This is a genomic window from Streptomyces sp. NPDC048349, assembly GCF_040651925.1.
Classification (GTDB): Bacteria; Actinomycetota; Actinomycetes; order Streptomycetales; family Streptomycetaceae; genus Streptomyces.
This window is the reverse complement of sequence record NZ_JBEZLA010000060.1, coordinates 17,303-38,722: the sequence shown is the minus strand read 5'-3', so window position 1 is coordinate 38,722 and position 21,420 is coordinate 17,303. Positions and strand designations below refer to the sequence as shown.

Annotated in this window: 12 protein-coding genes and 1 pseudogene; 8 read left to right on the top strand and 5 right to left on the bottom strand. The window is 73.8% G+C overall.

Annotated elements, in window-relative coordinates:
- Positions 1–33 precede the first annotated feature (33 nt).
- Positions 34–429 carry a superoxide dismutase, Ni gene (gene sodN / locus AB0D44_RS27455; protein ID WP_136215065.1) on the top strand — a complete coding sequence of 132 codons (396 nt, stop codon included), beginning with the start codon at positions 34–36 and terminating at the stop codon, positions 427–429.
- A 129-nt stretch (positions 430–558) separates the two neighbouring features.
- Here sodN and AB0D44_RS27450 read toward each other — a convergent pair whose 3' ends face one another.
- Complete coding sequence (locus AB0D44_RS27450; protein ID WP_030709801.1) at positions 559–747, bottom strand: DUF6104 family protein; 189 nt, start codon at positions 745–747, stop codon at positions 559–561.
- 130 nt (positions 748–877) lie between these two features.
- Here AB0D44_RS27450 and AB0D44_RS27445 point away from each other — a divergent pair, with 130 nt between their 5' ends.
- From AB0D44_RS27445 to fxsT, 7 genes are all read left to right on the top strand, one after another.
- Positions 878–2,938 (top strand): trypsin-like peptidase domain-containing protein, encoded by a 2,061-nt coding sequence (locus AB0D44_RS27445; protein ID WP_362595713.1) that lies wholly within the window; start codon positions 878–880, stop codon positions 2,936–2,938.
- 22 nt (positions 2,939–2,960) lie between these two features.
- Entirely contained in the window at positions 2,961–3,971 is a 1,011-nt protein-coding gene (locus tag AB0D44_RS27440; RefSeq protein WP_362595712.1) for a MoxR family ATPase, read from the top strand.
- Positions 3,972–3,977: 6 nt separating this feature from the next.
- Entirely contained in the window at positions 3,978–7,346 is a 3,369-nt protein-coding gene (locus tag AB0D44_RS27435) for an SAV_2336 N-terminal domain-related protein (protein WP_362595710.1), read from the top strand.
- Positions 7,347–7,445: 99 nt separating this feature from the next.
- Complete coding sequence (gene fxsA / locus AB0D44_RS27430) at positions 7,446–7,640, top strand: FxSxx-COOH cyclophane-containing RiPP peptide (RefSeq protein WP_362595708.1); 195 nt, start codon at positions 7,446–7,448, stop codon at positions 7,638–7,640.
- Positions 7,641–8,132: 492 nt separating this feature from the next.
- Complete coding sequence (locus AB0D44_RS27425) at positions 8,133–9,380, top strand: FxsB family cyclophane-forming radical SAM/SPASM peptide maturase (RefSeq protein ID WP_362595706.1); 1,248 nt, start codon at positions 8,133–8,135, stop codon at positions 9,378–9,380.
- A complete protein-coding gene (locus AB0D44_RS27420; protein WP_362595704.1) occupies positions 9,377–10,633 on the top strand; it encodes an HEXXH motif domain-containing protein in 1,257 nt (418 codons plus the stop codon). Before AB0D44_RS27425 ends, AB0D44_RS27420 begins: the two co-directional genes overlap by 4 nt.
- A gap of 74 nt (positions 10,634–10,707) precedes the next feature.
- Positions 10,708–13,713: an FxSxx-COOH system tetratricopeptide repeat protein gene (gene fxsT, locus AB0D44_RS27415; protein ID WP_362595702.1), complete on the top strand. Its 3,006-nt coding sequence runs from the start codon at positions 10,708–10,710 to the stop codon at positions 13,711–13,713.
- Positions 13,714–14,228: 515 nt separating this feature from the next.
- Here the strand turns inward: fxsT and AB0D44_RS27410 are convergent.
- The 4 genes and pseudogenes from AB0D44_RS27410 to AB0D44_RS27395 form a co-directional block, all read right to left on the bottom strand.
- A pseudogene (locus AB0D44_RS27410) lies at positions 14,229–14,521 on the bottom strand (hypothetical protein).
- Between the two features lie 260 nt (positions 14,522–14,781).
- Positions 14,782–15,951 carry a helix-turn-helix transcriptional regulator gene (locus tag AB0D44_RS27405; protein WP_362595701.1) on the bottom strand — a complete coding sequence of 390 codons (1,170 nt, stop codon included), beginning with the start codon at positions 15,949–15,951 and terminating at the stop codon, positions 14,782–14,784.
- A gap of 54 nt (positions 15,952–16,005) precedes the next feature.
- Complete coding sequence (locus tag AB0D44_RS27400) at positions 16,006–16,647, bottom strand: HAD family hydrolase (protein WP_362595699.1); 642 nt, start codon at positions 16,645–16,647, stop codon at positions 16,006–16,008.
- Positions 16,648–17,541: 894 nt separating this feature from the next.
- Positions 17,542–21,414 (bottom strand): multifunctional oxoglutarate decarboxylase/oxoglutarate dehydrogenase thiamine pyrophosphate-binding subunit/dihydrolipoyllysine-residue succinyltransferase subunit, encoded by a 3,873-nt coding sequence (locus AB0D44_RS27395; RefSeq protein WP_362595697.1) that lies wholly within the window; start codon positions 21,412–21,414, stop codon positions 17,542–17,544.
- Between the last annotated feature and the right edge of the window lie 6 nt (positions 21,415–21,420).

Here is a 21,420-nt window from a genome sequence, read left to right as displayed (position 1 = left end):
CTTGAGAAGACGATCACGAGGAGGACACACTCCATGCTTTCCCGCCTCTTCGCCCCCAAGGCGAAGGTCTCCGCCCACTGCGACCTGCCGTGCGGCGTGTACGACCCTGCCCAGGCCCGCATCGAGGCCGAGTCCGTCAAGGCCGTACAGGAGAAGTACCAGGCCAACGACGACGCCGACTTCCGCGCGCGCGCCATCACCATCAAGGAGCAGCGCGCCGAGCTGGCCAAGCACCACGTCTCGGTGCTGTGGAGCGACTACTTCAAGCCGCCGCACTTCGAGAAGTACCCGCAGCTGCACACCCTGGTCAACGACACCCTGAAGGCCCTCTCGGCCGCCAAGGCGTCGAACGACCCGGCCACCGGCCAGAAGGCCCTCGAGCTCATCGCCGAGATCGACCGCATCTTCTGGGAGACCAAGGCCGCCTGATCCGGCGCCCGGTCCCCGCGCCCGCGCCGTCTTCGGCGGGCGACGGAACCACGAGAACGGCCCGACTGCCCACCGGCAGCCGGGCCGTTCTCGTGCGGTCGTCCGTGTGCGGGGTTCTCGCAGGTCCGCTCACTCGTCGGCGTCGTCGTCCTCGTCGTCCAGGCGTGCCAGCCAGGTGGCCAGGCGTTCCACCGGGACCTCGAAGTCCGGGTTGAGGTCGACGAAGGTGCGCAGCTGCTCGGCGAGCCACTCGAAGGTGACCTCCTCCTCGCCGCGCCGCTTCTCCAGCTCCTCGATGCCGCGATCGGTGAAGTACAAGTCGGGCTCCGTGCCGTGATGAGGATGGTCAGGGGGTGTTTCCCGCCAGGATAATCCGCGCCGCGGCAAGACCTCCCGCCCCGCCAGGCTCCGGCGCTAGCCTGGACGCCTCACGAGCTGGGGGGCGCGCATGACGCCAGGGCGCACGGTCGGTTCCGCGCGCGCCTTCGAGCTTCTGGAGCCCCTCGTCCAAGCGGCGACCGTACGCGTCCACGCCCCGCCGGACGGGTATGGAACGGCTGGGACCGGACCCACCTGGGGGAGCGGGTTCTTCATCGCCCCCGGCTGGGTCCTGACGTGCGCGCACGTCGTCGGTGAAGGGGGTGCTGCGGTGCGTCTGACGGGGCGCGAGGTCGGCATCACCTTCTCCTCCGGGGGCAACGGCTCCACCGGCACGGTCACCGGGCGCGTGGAGTGCGTCCTGCCCGAGCGCCTGGAGGAGCGCCGCCCCGGGCCGCGGGCCCTGTGGGACCTGCCCGACCTCGCCCTGATCCGGGTCCTGGCCCCCGTCTCGCACGCCTGCGTCTGGCTGACCGACCGTTCCCGGCCGCGCTTCGACGAGGTCGCGTACTTCGGCTGCACCGAGGACCTCGGCATGCCCGAGATCACCGGCCGCACCACCCGGCTGCGCGGGACCGCGGGCCACGGCGCGGCCATCCGGCTCGGCGACGACGACGCGATCGAGCCCGGCATGTCCGGCGGGCCGGTGGTCGACCTGGTCCGCGGCGAGGTCGTCGGCGTGGTCAAGGCCCGGCGGCACACGGGCGGCGGCGGACTCGCCGTGTCCGTCGTGCAGCTGCGCACCCTGCCGATGCCCCTGCGCGGACAGACCGGCCTCTACCGCCGGGTGATGCAGGCCCACGACCTGTACCACTACGACCAGCACCTGAGCGACCTCAACAGCCGCCGGACCTGGACGGACGTGCACGGCGAACTCCCGCCCGGGGAAGGGGACCCGTACGGCGGGCGCGGCCGGCTCACCCCCGGCGAACGCACCACGCTGTGCGGGCTGCTCGCCGAACTGCCCCCGCCCGGCTCCTCGGAGGTCGTACGGGCCCTGGTGGAGGCCGCGCGCGGGGAGGAGCCGGAGCCGCATCCGCTGGCCCCGCTCAGCTGGCGCGACGGCCTGGGGCTGCTGCACGACCCGCCCGGCGGGGCGGGGGAGGCCGCGGCCATGCTGCGGTACGCGACGGACGTGAGCGTGGCCGACTACCGCGAGCCGCCGACGCCGGGCGCGGACGAGGAGCTGTGGGACTGGGTGCGGGCCACCGCCGAGCGGCTGTGGCGCCCGCTGCGCCGCGAGCTCGGCGAGCGCCACGAGCGCGGGCTGGCCGAGCGGGAGCGACGCCGGCGGGCCTCGGCCGGGCAAGCGGTGCGCGGGCCGGTCCGGCCGTCCGGCGGGCTGCCGTCCGGGGCGTCGGTGCTGCTGGAGGTGTGGGCGCACGGCTGGGAGGACGTCTGCGACTGGCGGGTCTCGGTGCTGGCGGGCCCGGACCGTCCCGGGCGGGTGACCCCGGTGGACTCCGGCGTGCGGGCCACTGAGGCGGGCCTGCCGGAGGCGTTGCGGGCCCCGCTGGCCGAGGCGTTCCGGCGCTGCGACACCCACGAGGCGGCGGCCCCGCTCGAAGTGGCCGTCGCCCCCGAGCTGTTCGGGCTCGCGGTGGACGAGTGGGTGCTCGTGGGCAGGGTGCCGGTGGGGGTGCAGCGGCCGGTGGTGTTCCGGTACCCGGCCGGGGACCCCGCGCCCGCGGTGGCCGCGCGGTGGGCGCGCGTGCATGCGGGGCCGCTGCTGGACGAACGGGCCGACTGTGTACGGGGGCGGCCGCGCAGCCCGTCCGCGGCCTGGCTGGCCGGGCTCCCCGACAACACCGTGCCGGTGCACTGCCGGGCGGCGGCGCACGAGCCCACGCTGGGCTCCCTGCATGAGGTCCGGGACGCCGGGTACGGGGTGGTGGTGTGCCGGCGGCCCCCGGCGGAACAGGGCGTGTCGTGCGCCGCCTTCCACCGCGGGCTGCGGGAGGAACTGGCCGACGCCGGACGGGCGGAGGTGCTGCCGCTGCGGTTGCAGGCGTTGCGGGGGCGGGCGTACGGGGCCGACCCGGACGCGTACTGGGCGGCGGGGACGGCGCTCGTCTGGAACGACCCCGCACGCGCCCTGCCCGAGGACGAGCCGCTCCAGGGCGACCTGTGACCGGCAGGAGGGAGCAGCACCCATGAACGACGAATGGCTCATATACCGCGGGGTGGGCGAGCCCCACGACGGGATCGAGGCCCTGCCCGATCCGCCGCCGTGGCGGGACTTCGACGGCGGGCCCGTGGGGGAGGCGGGCGGTCCGGCAGCGGCGGCGGACGGGAACGTCGCCCGGCGGCTGGGTGCCCACCGGCAGGCCGCCGAGCTGCACCGGCCCGAGCCGGAGGAGCTGGAGGCCATCAACGCCGCCCTGTACCTGCGGCGCCCGCTGCTGGTGACGGGTTTTCCGGGGACGGGCAAGTCGACCCTCGCGCACGCCGTCGCCCACGAGCTGAAGCTGGGGCGGGTGCTGCGCTGGCCGGTGGTGTCGCGGACCGTGCTCCAGGACGGGCTGTACCGCTACGACGCCCTGGCCCGGCTCCAGGACGTGCAGATCGCGGCGAGCGGCGGGGCGCCGGGCGGGGCGCCGGGCATCGGGAAGTACATCCGGCTGGGGCCGCTGGGCACCGCGCTGCTGCCGACGGCCCGGCCCCGGGTGCTGCTCGTCGACGAGCTCGACAAGAGCGACATCGACCTGCCCAATGACCTGCTGAACGTGCTGGAGGAGGGCGAGTTCGCCCTTCCCGAGCTGGAACGGGTGGCCGACAGCGAGCCCGAGGTGCAGGTGCTCACCGACGACGGGTCGAAGGTGACGGTCATGGGCGGCCGGGTGCGCTGCCGGGCCTTCCCCTTCATCATCCTGACCAGCAACGGGGAGCGGGACTTCCCCGCCGCGCTGCTGCGGCGCTGCATCCAGCTCAAGCTGGGGCAACCCGGCGAGAAGCGGCTCGCCACGATGGTCCGCGCCCATCTGGGGGAGGAGGCCGCCCAGTTGGGGGCCGACCTGATCCGCGAGTTCCTCAGCCGCTCGCAGTCCGAGCTGGTCGCGGCCGACCAGCTGCTCAATGCCGTCTACCTGACCCACTACGCCGCCCCGCCCACCCGGGAGGACCTCGCGGACCTGCTCATCCAGCGCCTCGACCGCCCGAGGTGACGGGCCGTGCCGCCCGCCGGACCGCCCGGTATCCGTGAACTGGCCGTGCTGCTGCGCGGTGCCGGGCTCGATCCGTCCGCCGAGGAACTCGCCGACGCGCTGTGGCTGGCCGGGCGGATGGGCCGGCCCGGGCCGCCCGCGCCGGGCGCGGAGGCGGCCGTGCCGGTACCGGAAGCTGAAAACGAGGTCAGGCTGTCCGAGGATCCCGAGCCGGAAGAGCCGGAGACCGAGGATCCGGTCAGGCTCTACGCGCCGGGGCCGCGCCGCACCATCGAGGCGGAGGCGGACCCCGCAGGGGAGCCGCCGGGGGAGCGCGGGGTGCCCGTACGGGTGCCCGGAGCGGCCGCGCTTCCCCGCATCCTCGAGATCCAGCGGGCCCTGCGCGTGCTCCAGCGGCACCGCCCGCCGGCCCCGCCCACCCGGACGGTGCTCGACGAACCGGCCACCGCCGAGGCCAGCGCCCGCGCCCTCGGCCTGGTCATCCCGGTGCTCAGGCCGGAGAGCCGGCGCGAGGCCACCGTGCGGCTGGTGATGGACGCGTCGCCGTCGATGGCGGTGTGGCAGGACATGTTCGAGGAACTACGGTCCGTGTGCGAGCGGTTGGGAGCCTTCCGGGACGTCCAGGTGCACTACCTGCACCGGCTCCCCGACGGTACGGCGGCGCTCGGCCGCAGCCCCCTGCCCGGCGCCGGGCTGCGCTCGGGGGACCAGCTGCGCGACCCCACCGGACGGGCGCTGACCATGGTGGTCTCCGACTGCACCGGACCGCTGTGGCGCGAGGGCTCGGCGCAGCGGCTGCTGCACCGGTGGGCCGAGTGCACCCCGTGCGTGGTCGTCCAGCCGCTGCCCCAGCGGCTGTGGGGCCGCAGCTGGCTGCCGACCGAGCGCGGCACGCTCTCCCGGATCGACGGCAGCGGGCAGAAGCTGAAATTCCGGTCAGACCGGCCGCCGCTGCCCGGGCGGCCCACGGGAGGGCTGACCGTGCCCGTGCTGCCGCCCAGCGCCATCGCACTGGGCGCGTGGGCCCGGCTCGTCGCCGGGCTCGGCACCGGCCCGGTACCGGCCGAGGTCGGCCGGGTGCTGGCCGCCCATCCGGCCGCGCCCCTGCCGCCGCCCCGGGCCGTACGGCCGCCGCGCGAGCTGGTGGCACGGTTCCGGTCCTCGGCCGCACCCCGGGCCGTACAACTGGCCGTGTACCTGTCGGCCGCCCCGCTGACGCTGCCCGTCATGCGGCTCGTGCAGCGCACGATGCTGCCCGACTCCGAACCCTCGGACCTCGCGGAAGTACTGCTGAGCGGCCTGCTGCGGCGCAGCGCCGACACCCCGGGGCAGTGGTACGAGTTCGCCCCGGGGGTGCAGGACGTACTGCTGGGGCCGCTGGGGCGGGACGAGGCCGCTCTCGTGCTCAAGCACTGCTCGGAGTACGTCCTGGCCCACTTCGGGCGGGGGGTGCGCAACTTCCCCGCCCTCGCCGTCTCGCAGCTCACCGGAGCCCCGCCCGTGACGGCGGACCAGGGCGGTCCGGGGCCGGGTCCGGCTCCCGGGCTCGGGACGGGGCTGGGGACGGGGATGGGAGCGGGTCTCGGGACGGGGGGCGCGGACCGGGCAGCCCCCGCCGGGCGGCTCCCGCAGGCCTTCGCGCACGTCTCGGCCAAGGTGGTACGCCGCTACCTGCCCGGCGTCCCGGAGGAGGGTCCGCCGGTGCGCGAGCCCGCCGCGCCGGCCGCGCCGCCCGCCAGAGCCGGAGCCGTACGCGCCGCGCGGGAGCGGCTCGCCGACGCCGACCGGGACCGGACCGGGGACGCCGACGGGGACGCACGGGCGCTCTACGAGGCCGTGGCCGTCCTGCGCCGGGCCGTCGCGGCCCCGGCCGGCCCCGGCGACCCGCCCGAGGAGGCCGAGACCGAGCTGGCCGGCGCCCTGCTGCGGCTGTGGGCGGTGCAGCGCGACCCGGAACTCCTCGCCGAGGCGGAGCGCACCGTGACCGGCCTGGGCACGCCCCCGGCCCGGGCCGTACTGGGCCGGGTGCTGTACGAGCGGGCGCTCGTCGCCGGGCCCCGGGCGGACCTGCTGGGCGCCGCCGACCGGGAGTTCGCGGCGGCGGGCGCCGACGCCGACCCCGCACTGCGGCGGGACTGCGCGGTGCGCCGGGCCGACACCCTGATCCGGCTGAGCGCGCTGCGCGGGGACCCGGGCGCGCTGCGCGAGGCGCGCGCCGCCCTGGAGCCCCTCGCCGGCGCCACCGGGGACGGGGCGGCGCACCCCGAGCTGCGACGGGCCCTGGGCCGCGTCCTGCTGGCCCTGCTGCCCCACACCCCCGCCCCGGCCGAGCGCACGGCGCTGGCCGAACAGGCCGCGGCCCGCCTGGCCGTGACCGGCCCGACCGCGGCCGACGCCGCCGGGCGGGAGACGCGCGCCCGGACCCGCGTCGAGCTGGCCGGGGCGCTGCGCCACCTGCCCGGGCGGCTCGAGGAGGCCGCCGGGCAGCTGCACGACGCCTTCGAGGAGGCGGGCGGGGACCCCGACCTGCGGGTGGCCGCCCTGGTGTGCCTGGCGCGGGTGCACCGGGCCCGGTACGAGCGGGACGCCGACCCGCGGGCCCTGGAGGACGCCGCCCAGGCGTACGGCCGGGCCCGGCGGTTGATCCCCCGGGACGCGGAGGCCTTCGGGGAGCTGCTGCCCGAGTGGGGCGACGTCCTGCTGGAGCGGGCGCGGGCCGAGGACGGCCGGCGGTTCACCGGGGCCGCCGTACGCGTGCTGCGCGACAGCCGGGCGGCGGTCCCGCAGTCCGACCCGGGAGCGGCCCACCGGCTGCTGCGGCTGGCCACCGGGCTACGGCTGCGGCACGCCTACGAGGGGGACGCGGTGGACCTGCGGGAGGCGGAGTACCTGCTCGAACTCGCCGTCCGGCAGAGCCGCAGCCCGCTGGAACGGGCCCGCGCCTGGCGGGACCACGCGGACGTGCAGCTGGAGATCCACGGCCACACCCGGGCGGCGGACCGCCTCGACCGGGCGGCGGACTCCTACCGGCGGGCCTGGCGGGCCGCCCTGGAGGCCGAACGGGAGGAGCGCCGGGATCTCGCCGTGCAGCTGGCGGCCCGCGTACAGGAACTGCGCGGGGAGGTGCTGGAGCGGCTGGCCCGGCCCCGGGCCGCCCTGGACGCCTACCGCTCGGCGCTGGAGCTGTGGGCACGGCTCGGCGCGCGAAGCCAGGCAGGCTCCGGGGGAGGTGATGAGGCAGGCTCCGGGGGAGGGGCCGGGGGCGGGTCCCAGGGAAGTTTCGACGGGCAGTACGAGAGGGAGCCGGACGGTCAGGCGCAAGGGCGGTCCGCGGCGCTCGCCGAGCGGATCCGCGCCCTGGAGGCGGCCCTCTGAGCTGCTCTGCGCCCCCGGCCCGGCCGTTTCCGGGCACCGGGGGAGGGGAAAGGGCAGTGGACCATCGAACATCCGGAGCAACAGGGGGACGGGCGACCCATGGTGACGAAGGATAAGGACGTGGCAGTGGTGGTCCACGCGTGCCCCGCACGGCTGCCGGACCTCTCCGGGCTCGACCTGGCGGCGCTGCGCGGGATCGACCATCCCGTGCTGGCCCAGGTGATCGAGGGCATGGTCGAGCGGGTGACCCATCCGGCGGAGATCCTGAACGCCTTCGACTCCGGGGTCGACTGACCGGGCGCGGCACCGGGGCCTCCCGAGCCAACCGGCCGCGGCACCGGGGCCTCCCGAGCCAACCGGCCGCGCGGCACCCGGGCCTCCCGAGCCGCGGGAGCCCGGGCCTCCCGAGCCAACCGGCCGCGGCGCCCGGGCCTCCCGAGCCGCGGGCGCCCGGGCCTCCCGAGCCAACCGGCCGCGGCACCCGGGCCTCCGGAGCCAACCGGCCGCGCGGCACCCGGGCCTCCCGAGCCGCAGCCGCCCAAGCCGCAGGCGCCGCAGCCGCCTAAGCCGCGGGCACCCCAGCCGCCCGAGCCGCGGCCGCCCGAGCCGCGGCCGCCCGAGCCGCGGCCGCCCGAGCCGCGGCCGCCCGGGCCGCCCGGGTCGCCCCGCCCGCAGGCCGATTGACCACTTTCCGCCGTTAGCCGAGGCCGTCCGAAGGGCAGGGATGGACCGTCCGCAGGGGGCGACTCCCTGCGGCGTCCGGGGGCGGGGGCGGGAGGTACAGCGATGAGGCACACCCACACGAGCGCGGCCGAGCCGCCCGCGCACCGCAGCCATGCGCCCTGGCCCTACGCCCGGCTCGACGTGCCCGCCCTGCGGGCCGCCGGACACCGGCCCCACCCCATACGGCAGTTCGTCCTCAAGACGCGCAGCCGTTGCAACCTCGCCTGCACCTACTGCTACGTCTACGAGATGGCCGACCAGGGCTGGCGCGCCCAGCCGGCCGTCATGACCCCCGCCACCGCCGCCCGCGCCGCCGAGCGCATCGCCGAGCACGCCGCCGCCCACGACCTGCCCCGCGTCGACCTGGTGCTGCACGGCGGCGAACCGCTGCTCACCGCGCCCGCCCGGCTCGCCGAACCCGTCGACGCCGTGCGGGCCGCCGTGGCGGCGGCAGCCCCCCGCACCCGCGTCACCGCCACCGTCCAGACCAACGGGACCCTCCTCACCCGCGGCCGCCTCGCCGCCCTGGCCGCCGCCGGGATACGCGTCGGCGTCAGCCTCGACGGGGGGCTCCCCGCACACAACACCCGCCGCGTGGACCACGCCGGACGCCCCGGATTCGGCGCCGCCGCCCGCGGCCTGCGGCTGCTGGCCCGGCACCCGGACAGCTACGCGGGCGTGCTCTGCGTCGTCGACCTCGCCCAGGACCCCGTCGAGACGTACGAGTCCCTGCTGGCCTTCGCCCCGCCCAGCGTCGGGCTGCTGCTGCCCCTCGCCAACTGGAGCTCCCCGCCACCCGGCCACCGCCCCCGCGGGACCCCGTACGCCGACTGGCTCCTCGCCGTCTTCGAACGCTGGTGGCACGACGGGCTGCGGCGCACCCGGATCCGGATCTTCGAGGAGATCATCGCCCTGCTGCTCGGCCTGCCCGCCACCACCGAGACCCTCGGACTCACGCCCGCCGCCACCGCCGTCATCGAGACCGACGGCTCCATCGAACAGGCCGATTCGCTGAAGTCCGCCTACGAGGGCGCCGCCGGCACCGGCATGGCCCTGCGCACCCACAGCTTCGACGAGCTCCTCGACCACCCCGGCTTCGCCGCCCGCCAGCTCGGACGGGACGCGCTCGCCGCCGGCTGCCGCGCCTGCGAACTGGTCGAGGTGTGCGGCGGAGGGCACTACCCGCACCGCTACCGGGCGGGCGAGGGCTTCTTGCAGCCGTCCGTGTACTGCGCGGACCTCCAGGTCCTGATCCGGCACATCGCCACGGCAGTCGCCCGGGCGGCCCAGCCCCCGGCGGTCGCCTCATGACGGCCGCCCTCCACGCCTTCACGGTCTCCTCCCCCACCCTGCGCGCCCTCGCCTCGACCGAGCCCTGCACCGACGGCACCCACCTGGTGCGCGACGTGCGCCGCTCCAAGCGCCTGGTCCTGCTGCGCGCCGTCCTCGACGCCGCCCCCGGCGCCCGGGCCGGGGAGGCCGCCGACCACTGGGCCCTGCTGGAAGCGGCCGAACGCCGCGCCCCGGACGCCGTCCGCGATGTCCTGCACTACCCCGCCACCGGCGTGTGGGCCGAAGAGACCCTGCGCCGCCTGCACGCCCCGTACGGGCCCCCGCCGGACCTGGGCCACCTCGGGTCCCTCGCCGTCGCCGCCGCCCTGCGCGCCGGACTCGCCTTCACCCACACCCTGCGGCCCGTGCACGGCCGCCTGCTCCTGCCCACCCTCGGACTGCTGCGCCCCGCCCGCCCCGGCCCGCTCACCCTCACCGAACGCTCCTGGGACCCGGATGACCCGGCCACCCTGCCCCTGCACACCCTGCCCGGGGGCCGGACCGCCCTCGACGACCTCGACCCCTACCGGGCACCCGGCTCCGCCCGGCCGGCCCCCGTGCGCCCCGCGCGCCGGCTCACCCCCAAGGGCCACAAGCGCTGGGACACCCAGTGGACCGGCGCGCTCACCCTGCTCCAGCGCTACGACACCGCCCGCGCCGAGGAGACCGTGCGCCTGCTGCGCTCGGTGGTGCCGCTGGCCGGCGGCTCCCGCTCCACCGGCGCCACCCTGCCCGCGGCTGCCGGTTCCGTACTGGCCCGCGCGCAGGCCCCGCCCGCCCTGGCCGCCACCCTCGTCCACGAGGTCCAGCACGGCAAGCTCACCGCCCTCGCCGACGTCCTCACCCTGCACACCGCCGACCGGACCCCCCGCTACTGGGCCCCGTGGCGCGCCGACCCGCGCCCCCTGGAGGGACTCCTGCACGGCGCCTACGCCCACCTGGCCCTGGCCGGGTACTGGCAGCGCGCCGCCCTGTACGGGGCCCGCGGCGCCTGGGCCCAGCACGCCCGCATCCGCGCCCAGGTCGCCGCCGTCCTGCCCGTCCTGCGTGCGAACGACCGACTCACCTCCGCCGGGCGGGAGTTCACCGACGCCATGGCGGCCGCCGAGCGCGCCATGGACGACCTCCCGCCGCCGGGGGACCAGCACGCCACCGCCCGCCGCGCCGTCGACCGCGAGCGCCGCGCCTGGTGCGAGGCCCATCCCGAACTCGCCCCGTTCGTACGGGCTTGAGGGGCTTCGCCAGAGCCGGTGCTGCGGTACCTTTTCAACCCCGTCCACTGCCCGGATTTCAGGGAGACGGCCGCATGACCACCGGTAGTCGGCAGGAACAGGGCACCACCGCTGGACCGCAGCGCTTCGTCATCAGCTTCGCCGGGTTCAACCGGCCGTGGGCCGTGTGGATCGCCCACCGCCTGGAGGAACACGGCCACCGCGTCGCCCTCCAGCGCTGGGACCCGCAGAACAGCCCCGGCCTCGTCGAGGCCCTGGATGACCTCGCCCGCTCCGGCAGCCGGGTCCTCCTCGTCCTCAGCGAACGCTACTTCTCCGCCGGCACCCACACCGACGACGAGGCGTGGAACGCCGCCCTGCGCACGGTCACCGACCGCCACCCCGACCGGTTCGCGGCGGTCTGCCTCACCGACGCCCCGCTGCCCAGCGCCGTCGCCGCACTGGAGAAGACCGACCTGTGGGGCCTGGACGCGTACGAGGCGGAGTACCGCGTGCTGCGCCGCCTCGAGCTGCCCACCGACCGCATCGGCACCGAGACCGGCCGCCGCGGGCCCCGCTTCCCCAACGACCCGCCCGAGATCTGGGGCCGGGTCCCGCGCCGCAACCCCCGCTTCACCGGCCGCAACGACGTCATCGGCACGCTGCGCGCCGCCCTGACCGAAGCCCCGGCCGGCGCCTCGACCGTCACCCTGCTCGGGCTCTCCGGAGTCGGCAAGACCCAGGTCGCCACCGAGTACGCCTACCGCTTCGCCTCCGAATACGACGTGGTCTGGTGGGTGCCCGCCGAGGACCGGCCCACCCTGCGCGAACGCCTCGCCGACCTGGCCCCCGCCCTCGGCCTGCCGCGCGGCGCGGGCAGTTACGGCGAGCAGATCCGGGCCGTGCTGGAAGCCCTGAGGCGCGGATCCCCGTACAGCCGCTGGCTGCTGGTCTTCGACGGCTGCGACAACCCCGACGACCTCACCGACCTGCTGCCGTCGGGCGCGGGCGACGTCATCATCACCTCGCGGAACCGCGAATGGGCCTCCCGGCACACCAGCCTCGTCGAAGTCCCCCTCTACGCCCGGCCGGAGTCCATCACCTTCATCCGCCGCCGCGCCCTGCGGCTCACCGCGACCGAGGCCGACCAGCTCGCCGAGGCCCTGGAGGACTACCCGCTCGCCCTCGACCAGACCGCCGGCTGGCTCGCCGACTCCCCGCTGACCGTCGGCGACTACCTGGCGCTGCTCCAGCGCCGGCTGGACTCCCGCGAGGCGGTCACCGTCTCCGACGACTACCCGCTGCCCTTCCCCACCGCCCTGGCCATACTCCTGAACAACGTACGGGAGAACTTCCCCGACGCCCTGGCCCTGCTGCGGCTGTTCGTCTTCTTCGCGCCCGGGCCGGTCCCGCTGCGGCTGCTGCGCGAGTTCCCCGTCGACGACGTACCCGAACAGCTCGCCGGCCTGATCAACGACCAGATCCGGTGGAACGCCGCCCTCAACAAGCTCGTCCAGTTCTCCGTCGTCCGACTGGAGTACTCCGACCTGCCCGAGGAGGAGGGCGGCGGCGGGCTGGAGACCGTACAACTGCACCGCATGGTGCACGGCATCGTCCGCGACAACCTCTCCGCGGAGGAGGCCGAACCGCTCGCCCGCGCCATCCGCCAGGTCCTCGCCGCCGCCGACCCGGGCCGCCCCTCGGACTCCCGGCTGTGGCCCCGCTACGCCGAACTCATCCCGCACCTGGCCACCTCCGGCGTGCTCACCAGCAGCAACCCCCGCATCCAGAACTTCCTGCTGCAGTGCCTGCGCTACCTGATCCTCGCCGGGGAGTACCGCACCTGCCTGCGGCTGTCCGAGGAGACCGACCAGGCCTGGCGGGCCATGCTCGGCGAGGACCACCCCAAGGTCCGCGAGCTCAGCTACCAGTACGGCGGAGCCCTGCGCAACCTCGGCCTGTTCCGCAGGGCCGAAACACTCACCAAGGCCGTCGCCGACCGGCTCACCGGCGAACGCGGCGACCGCGACCTGGAGACCCTGCGCGCCCGCAGCGCCTACGGCGGAGTCCTGCTCTGCATCGCCAAGTTCGAGCCCGCCCGCGAGATCTTCGAGCACTGCCTGGCCACCTACCGCGAGCTGCTCGGCGAGGACGACTCCACCACCCTGGGCGCCCAGAACAACCTCGCCGCCACCTACCGGCTCCTGGGCCGCTACCAGGACGCCTACGACCTCGACCTCGACACCCTGCGCCGCCGCGAACGCGTCCTGCGCGCCCAGCACATCTCCACGCTCTCCTCCGGCATCGCCTGCGCCATGGGACTGCGGCTGATGGGCCGCTACCGCGAGGCGCAGACCCGCCAGGAACAGGGGGTCAAGCTCAACACCCAGGTGCTGGGACTGGGCCACCCCCAGACCCTGCGCGCCGAGCACAACCTCGGGCTGTGCCTGCGCCGTTCGGGGGACATCCCCGGCGCGGGGCTGCGGCTGCGGACCGTGTGGGAGCGCGCGACGCGCGTGTTCGGCGTCGACTACCCGTGGACGCTGATGGTGGCCTCCGACTACGCCACCTACCTGCGGGAGTACGGGGACATCGGCGAGGCCCGCCGGATCTCCGAGGACGTGGTCCGCGGCTACCAGTCGCAGCTGGGCCTCGCCCACCCGTACAGCATCGGCACGGTCGGCAACCTCGGGCTGGTCCTGCGCGCGCAGGGTGAGCGGGCCGAGGCCCTCTCCCTCGCGGAGCAGGCGCTGGTCGGCATGCGCGGTGCACTCGGCGACCGGCACCCCTGGACGCTGGGCTGCGCCCTGAACGCCACCGGTCACCGCAACATCACCGGTCACCTCGAGGACGCACTGTCCCTGAGCCGGGAGACGCTGCGCACCGTGGAGCAGGTACTGGGCCCGGACCACCCGATGACGCTGAGCGCCCACATCGCGCTGGCGGCCGACCTGCGGTCGGTCCGGGAGGACGCGGAGGCGGGCAAGCACGAGGAGGCGGGCATCAAGGGCCTCACCCGCACCCTGGGCCCCCAGCACGTCCACACGGTCGCCGCGAAACAACAGACCCGCCCGTACTGGGACTTCGAGCCGCAGCCGTAGGGGGCGGGGGGACGGGGGGCGGGGCGGGGGCTTCGGGGGGCCTGCGCCCCTGGGGCCTGATCAGGGAAGGTTTGGGGGTTTCCCGCCAGTCCCATAGTCCTTCCGGGTCGGGCCGCCCTGTCAAGGGCGCTCCCTTCGTCGCGTCGCTTCGCGATGGCCTTCGGCCACCCTTGACAGACCGTCCCGCCCCGGAAAGACAAGGACTGCCGGGAAGCCCCCAAAAGAACGGTCCACTGGTTCACGATCACAGCCACTGGCCATCAGGGACCGGCTCCCAGGTTGCAGCGGCCATGTCCCGGCCCGGGCCCGTGGGTGGGCGGACTGCGGGGCCGGTGAGCGCGCCAGATCGCTACGCGCTCCTCAGATCTCAGCGTCCGGCGGCCGTCCGGGGCCCAACCCGCACCAGACAGCGGCCAGAAGTACCTGGCGAGACGGGAGGCGCGCCAGATCGCTACGCGCTCCTCACATCTCAGCGTCCGGCGGCCGTCCGGGGTCCAACCCGCACCGGACAGCGGTCAGAAGCGCATTCCACGCCTTGGGCGCGTCAGCTCGCTCGCGCTTCGGACGTCTCGGCGTCCGGCGGCCGTCCGTGGGGGTTACCGGCGGGCTCGATGTTGGCGGCTGCGGTGGTGAACTCGCGGCCGTTGGCCACCCGGATGTAGGCCAGTTCCATCCAATGGTCGCGGAGAGTCGAGTCCGAGACGTTCTCGTTGATCACGGCCATCAGCATTCCTTCGGTGCCCGAAGCGAGGTCGCGCACACGGCGGCGGAGCAGGCGATGAGGCACGTACTCGTAGCGTTCAGTCATCTGTCCGCTCCCCGAAGGATGCGATGAAGCGGTCCCAGCCGGCCCGAGAGCGGTCGAGGAGTTCTTGGCTGAGCCCGGCCAAGGCCTTGTGTCCGCCGAGGTGGCACGGGCATTGCGTGGTGTGCCGCGGATGATCCGGCCTGGGGCGTTCGACATGCTCGGTCACGAGCCCTCCCATCTGTCTGTTCGTACGGGCAGACAGATGGTGTGCCGCGGCAAGTGCCGCAAAGGATACAAGCTGTATCCCTTGTCGGTGTTGATCAGATGGCGTCGATCCACTCGCCGTAGGAGGTCAACGACGTGGCGTCAGCACGCTTGAGTCGGCGGATCTTCCCGATGTCCTCTCGGGCCCACGGGTGCTCGCGTACGTGTTGCGGTGCGTGCTTGCGGGCTTCCCTGAGGCATTTGAAGGCTTCGTCGGGGTTGCCGGACCACAGTTGTGCACGCGCCACCTCGATCCAGAATCCGGACCGGCGCTCTGCCGGGATCTCCCGGCCCGGGCTCCATTCACGGGCGACGTCCAGGGCGCGGCCGATGTGGTCCCTGCCGAGGCTGACCGAGACGGCCACTTCGTGGACGCGGACATTGGACGGTCCGAACGAGGTGCCGAGGTAGATGCCCTCGGGAACGTCCTGCGCGAGTGTCCGGGCCTCATTCAGATGGCTGTACGCGGCCTCCGCGCTGCCTGCTCGCGCGGCCACGACGGCGGTCCGCATGTGGAGTGCGCCAAGGGTCGCCATCGACCGCACGGTGTTCGGTGCAGGGCCCACATCGAGGGCTCGCTCCAGCGCGAGGTGGCCGGCCCGGTAAGCACGGGCGGCAAGGAAGGTCTCGGCGCGTACGTAGGCGACGCTAGTGCTCAGGTCCGGGTCCTTGGACTGCCCGGCGGCCCACCGCATCACGTCGATCAGCCGGGCCGAGAGATCGTGTGCGCCGAATTTGTAGGCCACCGCATCGGCCGTTCGCGCCGCCGCGACGACGAGGCGTGCCGCTTCCTCGCTGTGGGCGCCAGAGGCCGAGTGCAGGTACGCCAGCGCGTCCCCCAGAAGCTTGGGGCCGTGCGTCGCGATCAAGCCGTATTGGGCGGCAAGGCGCCACCCCACAGCATCATCGATGTCCTTTCGCAACTGGTCCAGTGGCCTGCCAGCCGGGTCCAGCGCGAGCTCGTAGCCGGCAATCGCCGCGGAGATCGAGGGGAGTGCGGCGTGGACGCGGCGGCTGGTGCCGACGTGTGCCGGATCGAGGCGAGACGCGTCCACACCGAGAGCGGCGGCGATCGCTTCCAGCGTGGACGGCCCGGGTGAACGGACGCCGCGCTCGCAGCCTTTGATCATGGGAAGGGAGACGTGCGCCTCGCGAGCGAGGTCAGCTTGAGTCATGCGTCGGGCACGCCGTCGAGCGGCGATGCGCTGCCCGATGTGTTCGGCCATGCCCGGACCGTACCGCGCGGACCGGTGGGCGTGGCGTGAACTGGGGACCTGTTCCTACGGTTTGACGATGTCCGGCAGTTCGGCAAGGGAATCGATCGACCAGTCTGCGGCGGCCCGGACTTCGGGGTCGTCTGCCCACCAGTGACCCCATGGGCCACGCCGGATGTGGGCAGTGCGCAGGCCCGCGGCTCGCGCCGGGTGGATGTCATTGGCCGGGTGGTCGCCCACGTACAACGTCTCGGAGGGAGAGCTGCCGGACACCGCCAACACCTGTTCGAAGAACGCGTTCGCCGGCTTGGACACGCCCCACTCGCCCGAGGTGACGACGAGGTCAGCGGGCAGGTCCAGGGCACGCAGCAGGTCACCGGCGCGGCGGCTTTGATTGCCCGCGATGATGACCCGTACCCCGATGGCTCGGAGCCCTTTCAGTGCCGGGCGGACGTCCTCGTAGAGGTCGCTCTCGTCGAGCCGCTCGCCGCGTCCCGCGGCGTCGCGGGCGGCGTATTCGGCGGTGATGTCGATGCCGGGGCGCAGGAGGCGGATCGCGTCCGCATTGTCTCTGCCGTCCACGACCACGGCACCCACCAGCGCCGAAAGGGTGTGGCGGGACACGCCGAGCCAGTCCGCCCACGCGGCCCAGTATCGATCGTCTCGGGTGAGGGTTTCGCCGATGTCCAGAACGACGGTCCGAATCATCCGGCCAGCGTACCGACGGCCTGCGCACCCCGGGCTCGCCGAGGCAGCGGATGCCGCCACGCGGACAGCCGGAAGGCCCGGCCCCCGCGCCATCCCAGCCCCGGACGGCCGTCGGACGCTGAGATGCGAGGGTGCGCGTAGCGATCCGGTGCGCCCAAGGCACGGAATGCGCTTCTGGCCGCTGTTTGGTGCGGGTTGGGCCCCTGACGGCCGCCGGACGCTGAGATGTGGGGAGCGCGTAGCGATCTGGCGCGCCCACGGCGTGGAATGCGCTTCTGGCCGCTGTCTGGTGCGGGTTGGGCCCCGGACGGCCGCTGGACGCTGAGATGTGAGGAGCGCGTAGCGATTTGATGCGCCCGCCGGCCCCGCCTTCGGCGGTCATGGGGCCGGGCGGGGGCGTGGCTCCCTGCAACCTGGGAGCCGGTCCCTGATGGCCCCTCACTCGGATCATGAACCAGTGGACCGTTCTTTTGGGGGCTTCCCGTCAGTCCTTGTCTTTCCGGGGCGGGACGGCCTGTCAAGGGTGGCCGAAGGCCATCGCGAAGCGACGCGACGAAGGAGCGCCCTTGACAGGGCGGCCCGACCCGGAAGGACTATGGGACTGGCGGGAAACCCCCAAACCCTCCCTGATGCAGGCCAGTCGACTCCCGACCACCGCAGCCACCGCCGCACCGCCCGGGCCGCCCCCACGGAACCCCGCCCCACCCCCGACCCCGCCCAGCAAGCCCTTAGCCCCTGCCCCACCGCCGATGGGGGCGGGTGGGCAACCGCCGGGTCCGGTGGTGGGGAGAGGGGGGCGAATGCGCCGCCCCCGCGAAGCCCCGTACGCAAGCCGGAAGGCCCGGCCCCCCCAGGGGAGCCGGGCCTTCCGGACTGTTGAGCCGAGCGCAGCGGCTATGCCTCGAAGACCTCGTTCAGCAGGAGCTGCTGCTCCGCCTGGTGGCGCTTGGCCGAGCCGACCGCCGGCGACGAGCCGTGCGGGCGGGAGATGCGCCGCAGGCGCTCGCCCGCCGGGACGTCCGCGCCGACCGCCAGGTCGAGGTGGTCGATCAGGTTGAGGGCGATGAAGGGCCACGCACCCTGGTTCGCCGGCTCTTCCTGGGCCCAGATGTACTTCGCCGCGTTCGGGAACTTGGCGATCTCCGCCTGGAGTTCCGCGCCGGCCAGCGGGTACAGCCGCTCGATGCGGATGATCGCGGTGTCCGTGATGCCGCGCTTCTCGCGCTCGGCCTCCAGGTCGTAGTAGACCTTGCCGGCGCAGAAGACGACCTTGCGGACCGCGTTCGGGTCCACCGTGCTGTCGCCGATGACCGGACGGAACGAACCGCTCGTGAACTCCTCCGCCTTCGACGCCGCCGCCTTCAGACGCAGCATCGACTTCGGGGTGAAGACGATGAGCGGCTTGTGGTGCGGGTTGTGGACCTGCCAGCGCAGCAGGTGGAAGTAGTTGGAGGGCAGGGTGGGCATGGCCACCGTCATGTTGTCCTGCGCGCACATCTGGAGGAAGCGCTCGGGACGCGCGGACGAGTGGTCCGGGCCCTGGCCCTCGTAGCCGTGCGGGAGCAGGAGGGTGACGCCGCTGGTCTGGCCCCACTTCTGCTCCGCCGAGGAGATGAACTCGTCGACGACGGTCTGCGCGCCGTTGACGAAGTCACCGAACTGGGCCTCCCAGAGGACCAGCGCGTCCGGACGGGCCAGCGAGTAGCCGTACTCGAAGCCCATGGCCGCGTACTCGGAGAGCAGCGAGTCGTAGACGTTGTAGCGGGCCTGGTCGTCCGACAGGTACTGCAGCGGGGTGTAGTCCTCGCCGGTCTCGCGGTCGATGAGGACCGCGTGACGCTGGCCGAAGGTGCCGCGGCGGGAGTCCTGGCCGGACAGGCGGACCGGGGTGCCCTCCATGAGCAGCGAACCGAAGGCCAGGGTTTCGCCCATGCCCCAGTCGATGGTGCCCTCGTCGATCATCGCCGCGCGGCGCTGCAGCTGCGGCAGCAGACGCGGGTGCACGGTGACGTGCTCGGGGATGTTGACCTGGGACTCGGCGATCCGCTTGACGACCTCCTGGGAGACCGCGGTGTTCACGGCAACCGGGAACTCCTGCGCGGTCTGCGCGGGCGCCACCGGGGCGCCGGTGGGGGCGGCCGCGGCCTCGCGGACCTCCGCGAAGACCTTCTCCAGCTGTCCCTGGAAGTCCTGGAGCGCCTGCTCGGCCTCTTCCAGCGTGATGTCGCCGCGACCGATGAGGGACTCGGTGTAGAGCTTGCGCACCGAGCGCTTCTTGTCGATCAGGTCGTACATCAGCGGCTGCGTGAAGGCCGGGTTGTCGGACTCGTTGTGGCCGCGGCGGCGGTAGCAGATGAGGTCGATGACCACGTCCTTGTTGAACGCCTGGCGGAACTCGAAGGCGAGGCGCGCGACGCGGACCACGGCCTCCGGGTCGTCGCCGTTCACGTGGAAGATCGGCGCCTCGATCATGCGGGCCACGTCGGTCGCGTACATCGAGGAACGCGAGGACTCCGGGGCGGCGGTGAAGCCGACCTGGTTGTTGATGACCACGTGCACGGTGCCGCCGGTGCGGTAGCCGCGCAGCTGCGACATGTTCAGCGTCTCGGCGACGACACCCTGGCCGGCGAAGGCCGCGTCACCGTGCAGGGCCACGGGCAGGACCGTGAAGTCCGTGCCGCCCTTGTTGATGATGTCCTGCTTGGCGCGGGCGACACCCTCCAGGACCGGGTCGACCGCCTCCAGGTGGGAGGGGTTGGCGACGAGCGAGACCTTGATCTGCTCCCCGTCCAGGCCCGTGAAGGTGCCCTCGGCGCCCAGGTGGTACTTGACGTCGCCGGAGCCGTGCATGGACTTCGGGTCGAGGTTGCCCTCGAACTCGCGGAAGATCTGCGCGTACGACTTGCCGACGATGTTCGCGAGCACGTTCAGGCGGCCGCGGTGGGCCATGCCGATGACGACCTCTTCGAGGCGGGCCTCGGCGGCCGAGTCGATGACGGCGTCGAGCAGCGGGATGACGGACTCGCCGCCCTCCAGCGAGAAGCGCTTCTGGCCGACGTACTTCGTCTGCAGGAAGGTCTCGAAGGCCTCCGCCGCGTTCAGGCGGCGCAGGATGCGCAGCTGCTCCTCGCGCTCCGGCTTGGAGTGCGGGCGCTCGATGCGGTCCTGGATCCAGCGGCGCTGCTTCGGGTCCTGGATGTGCATGAACTCGACGCCGGTGGTGCGGCAGTACGAGTCGCGCAGCACGCCGAGGATGTCGCGCAGCTTCATCATCGACTTGCCGGAGAAGCCGCCGACCGCGAACTCGCGCTCCAGGTCCCACAGGGTGAGGCCGTGCTCGGTGATGTCGAGGTCGGGGTGCTTGCGCTGCTTGTACTCCAGCGGGTCGGTGTCGGCCATGACGTGGCCGCGGACCCGGTAGGAGTGGATCAGCTCGAAGACGCGGGCGGCCTTGGTGACGTCGTCGTCGTGCGAGGCGTCGATGTCGCGGTTCCAGCGGACCGGCTCGTACGGGATGCGCAGCGCCTCGAAGACGTCGTCGTAGAAGCCGTTCTCGCCGAGCAGCAGGTTCGCGACGACGCGCAGGAACTCGCCGGAGGCCGCGCCCTGGATGACCCGGTGGTCGTAGGTCGAGGTCAGGGTCATGACCTTGGAGATGCCCAGCTTGTTCAGGGTGTCCTGCGAGGTGCCCTGGAACTCGGCGGGGTAGTCCATGGAGCCGACGCCCATGATGACCGACTGTCCGGGCATCAGGCGGGGCACGGAGTGCACGGTGCCCAGGCCGCCGGGGTTGGTCAGCGAGACGGTGACGCCGGTGAAGTCGTCCATCGTCAGCTTGCCGACGCGGGCGCGGCGGACGATGTCCTCGTAGGCCTGCCAGAACTCGAAGAAGTTGAGGGTCTCGGCCTTCTTGATGCCGGCGACGACGAGCTGGCGGTCGCCGTTGGGCTTCACCAGGTCGATCGCGAGGCCGAAGTTGACGTGCTCCGGCTTGACCAGGGTCGGCTTGCCGTCCTTCTCCGCGAAGGAGTGGTTCATGGCCGGCATGGCCTTGATCGCCTGCACCATCGCGTAGCCGATGAGGTGGGTGAAGGAGATCTTCCCGCCTCGAGCGCGCTTCAGGTGGTTGTTGATCACGATGCGGTTGTCGAACAGCAGCTTCACCGGGACGGCGCGGACGGACGTGGCCGTCGGGACGTCGAGGGAGGCGTTCATGTTCTTCGCAACGGCGGCAGCCGGGCCGCGGAGCGTCACCAGTTCCGGGCCCGCGGGGGCCTCGGTGGCGGGCGCGGCCTGCTTGGCTACGGGAGCAGGAGTGGCGGGCGCGGCCGGTGCGGCGGCCGGGGCCTGGGAGGTGACAGTCACAGCAGGGGCACCAGAGGGGGTGGCAGGAGCAGGGGCAGGAGCTGACACGGGCGTGGGCGCGGGGCTCGGGGCGGCAGGGGCCGCGGCGCGCGCCGCCCCCGTGGCGGCGGCGTCGACGGCCTGCGGAGCTGCGGCGACGGGGGTGGCGGCCTGTGCGGAGGCGCCATCCGGTGTCGGGGACTTCTTCGGCTCTTCGGCCTTGACCGGAGCGGCGGTGCCCCCCGGCTTGTAGTCGGCGAAGAAGTCCCACCAGGCCCGGTCGACCGAGTTCGGGTCCTGGAGGTACTGCTGATAGATCTCGTCGACGAGCCACTCATTGGCGCCGAAGCCTGAGGCAGGGGTCTTCCCGCCCTCTGCTGCTTCGGTCGTGGTGCTCGAGTTACTGGGGGACTGTGGCGACACGGCGGC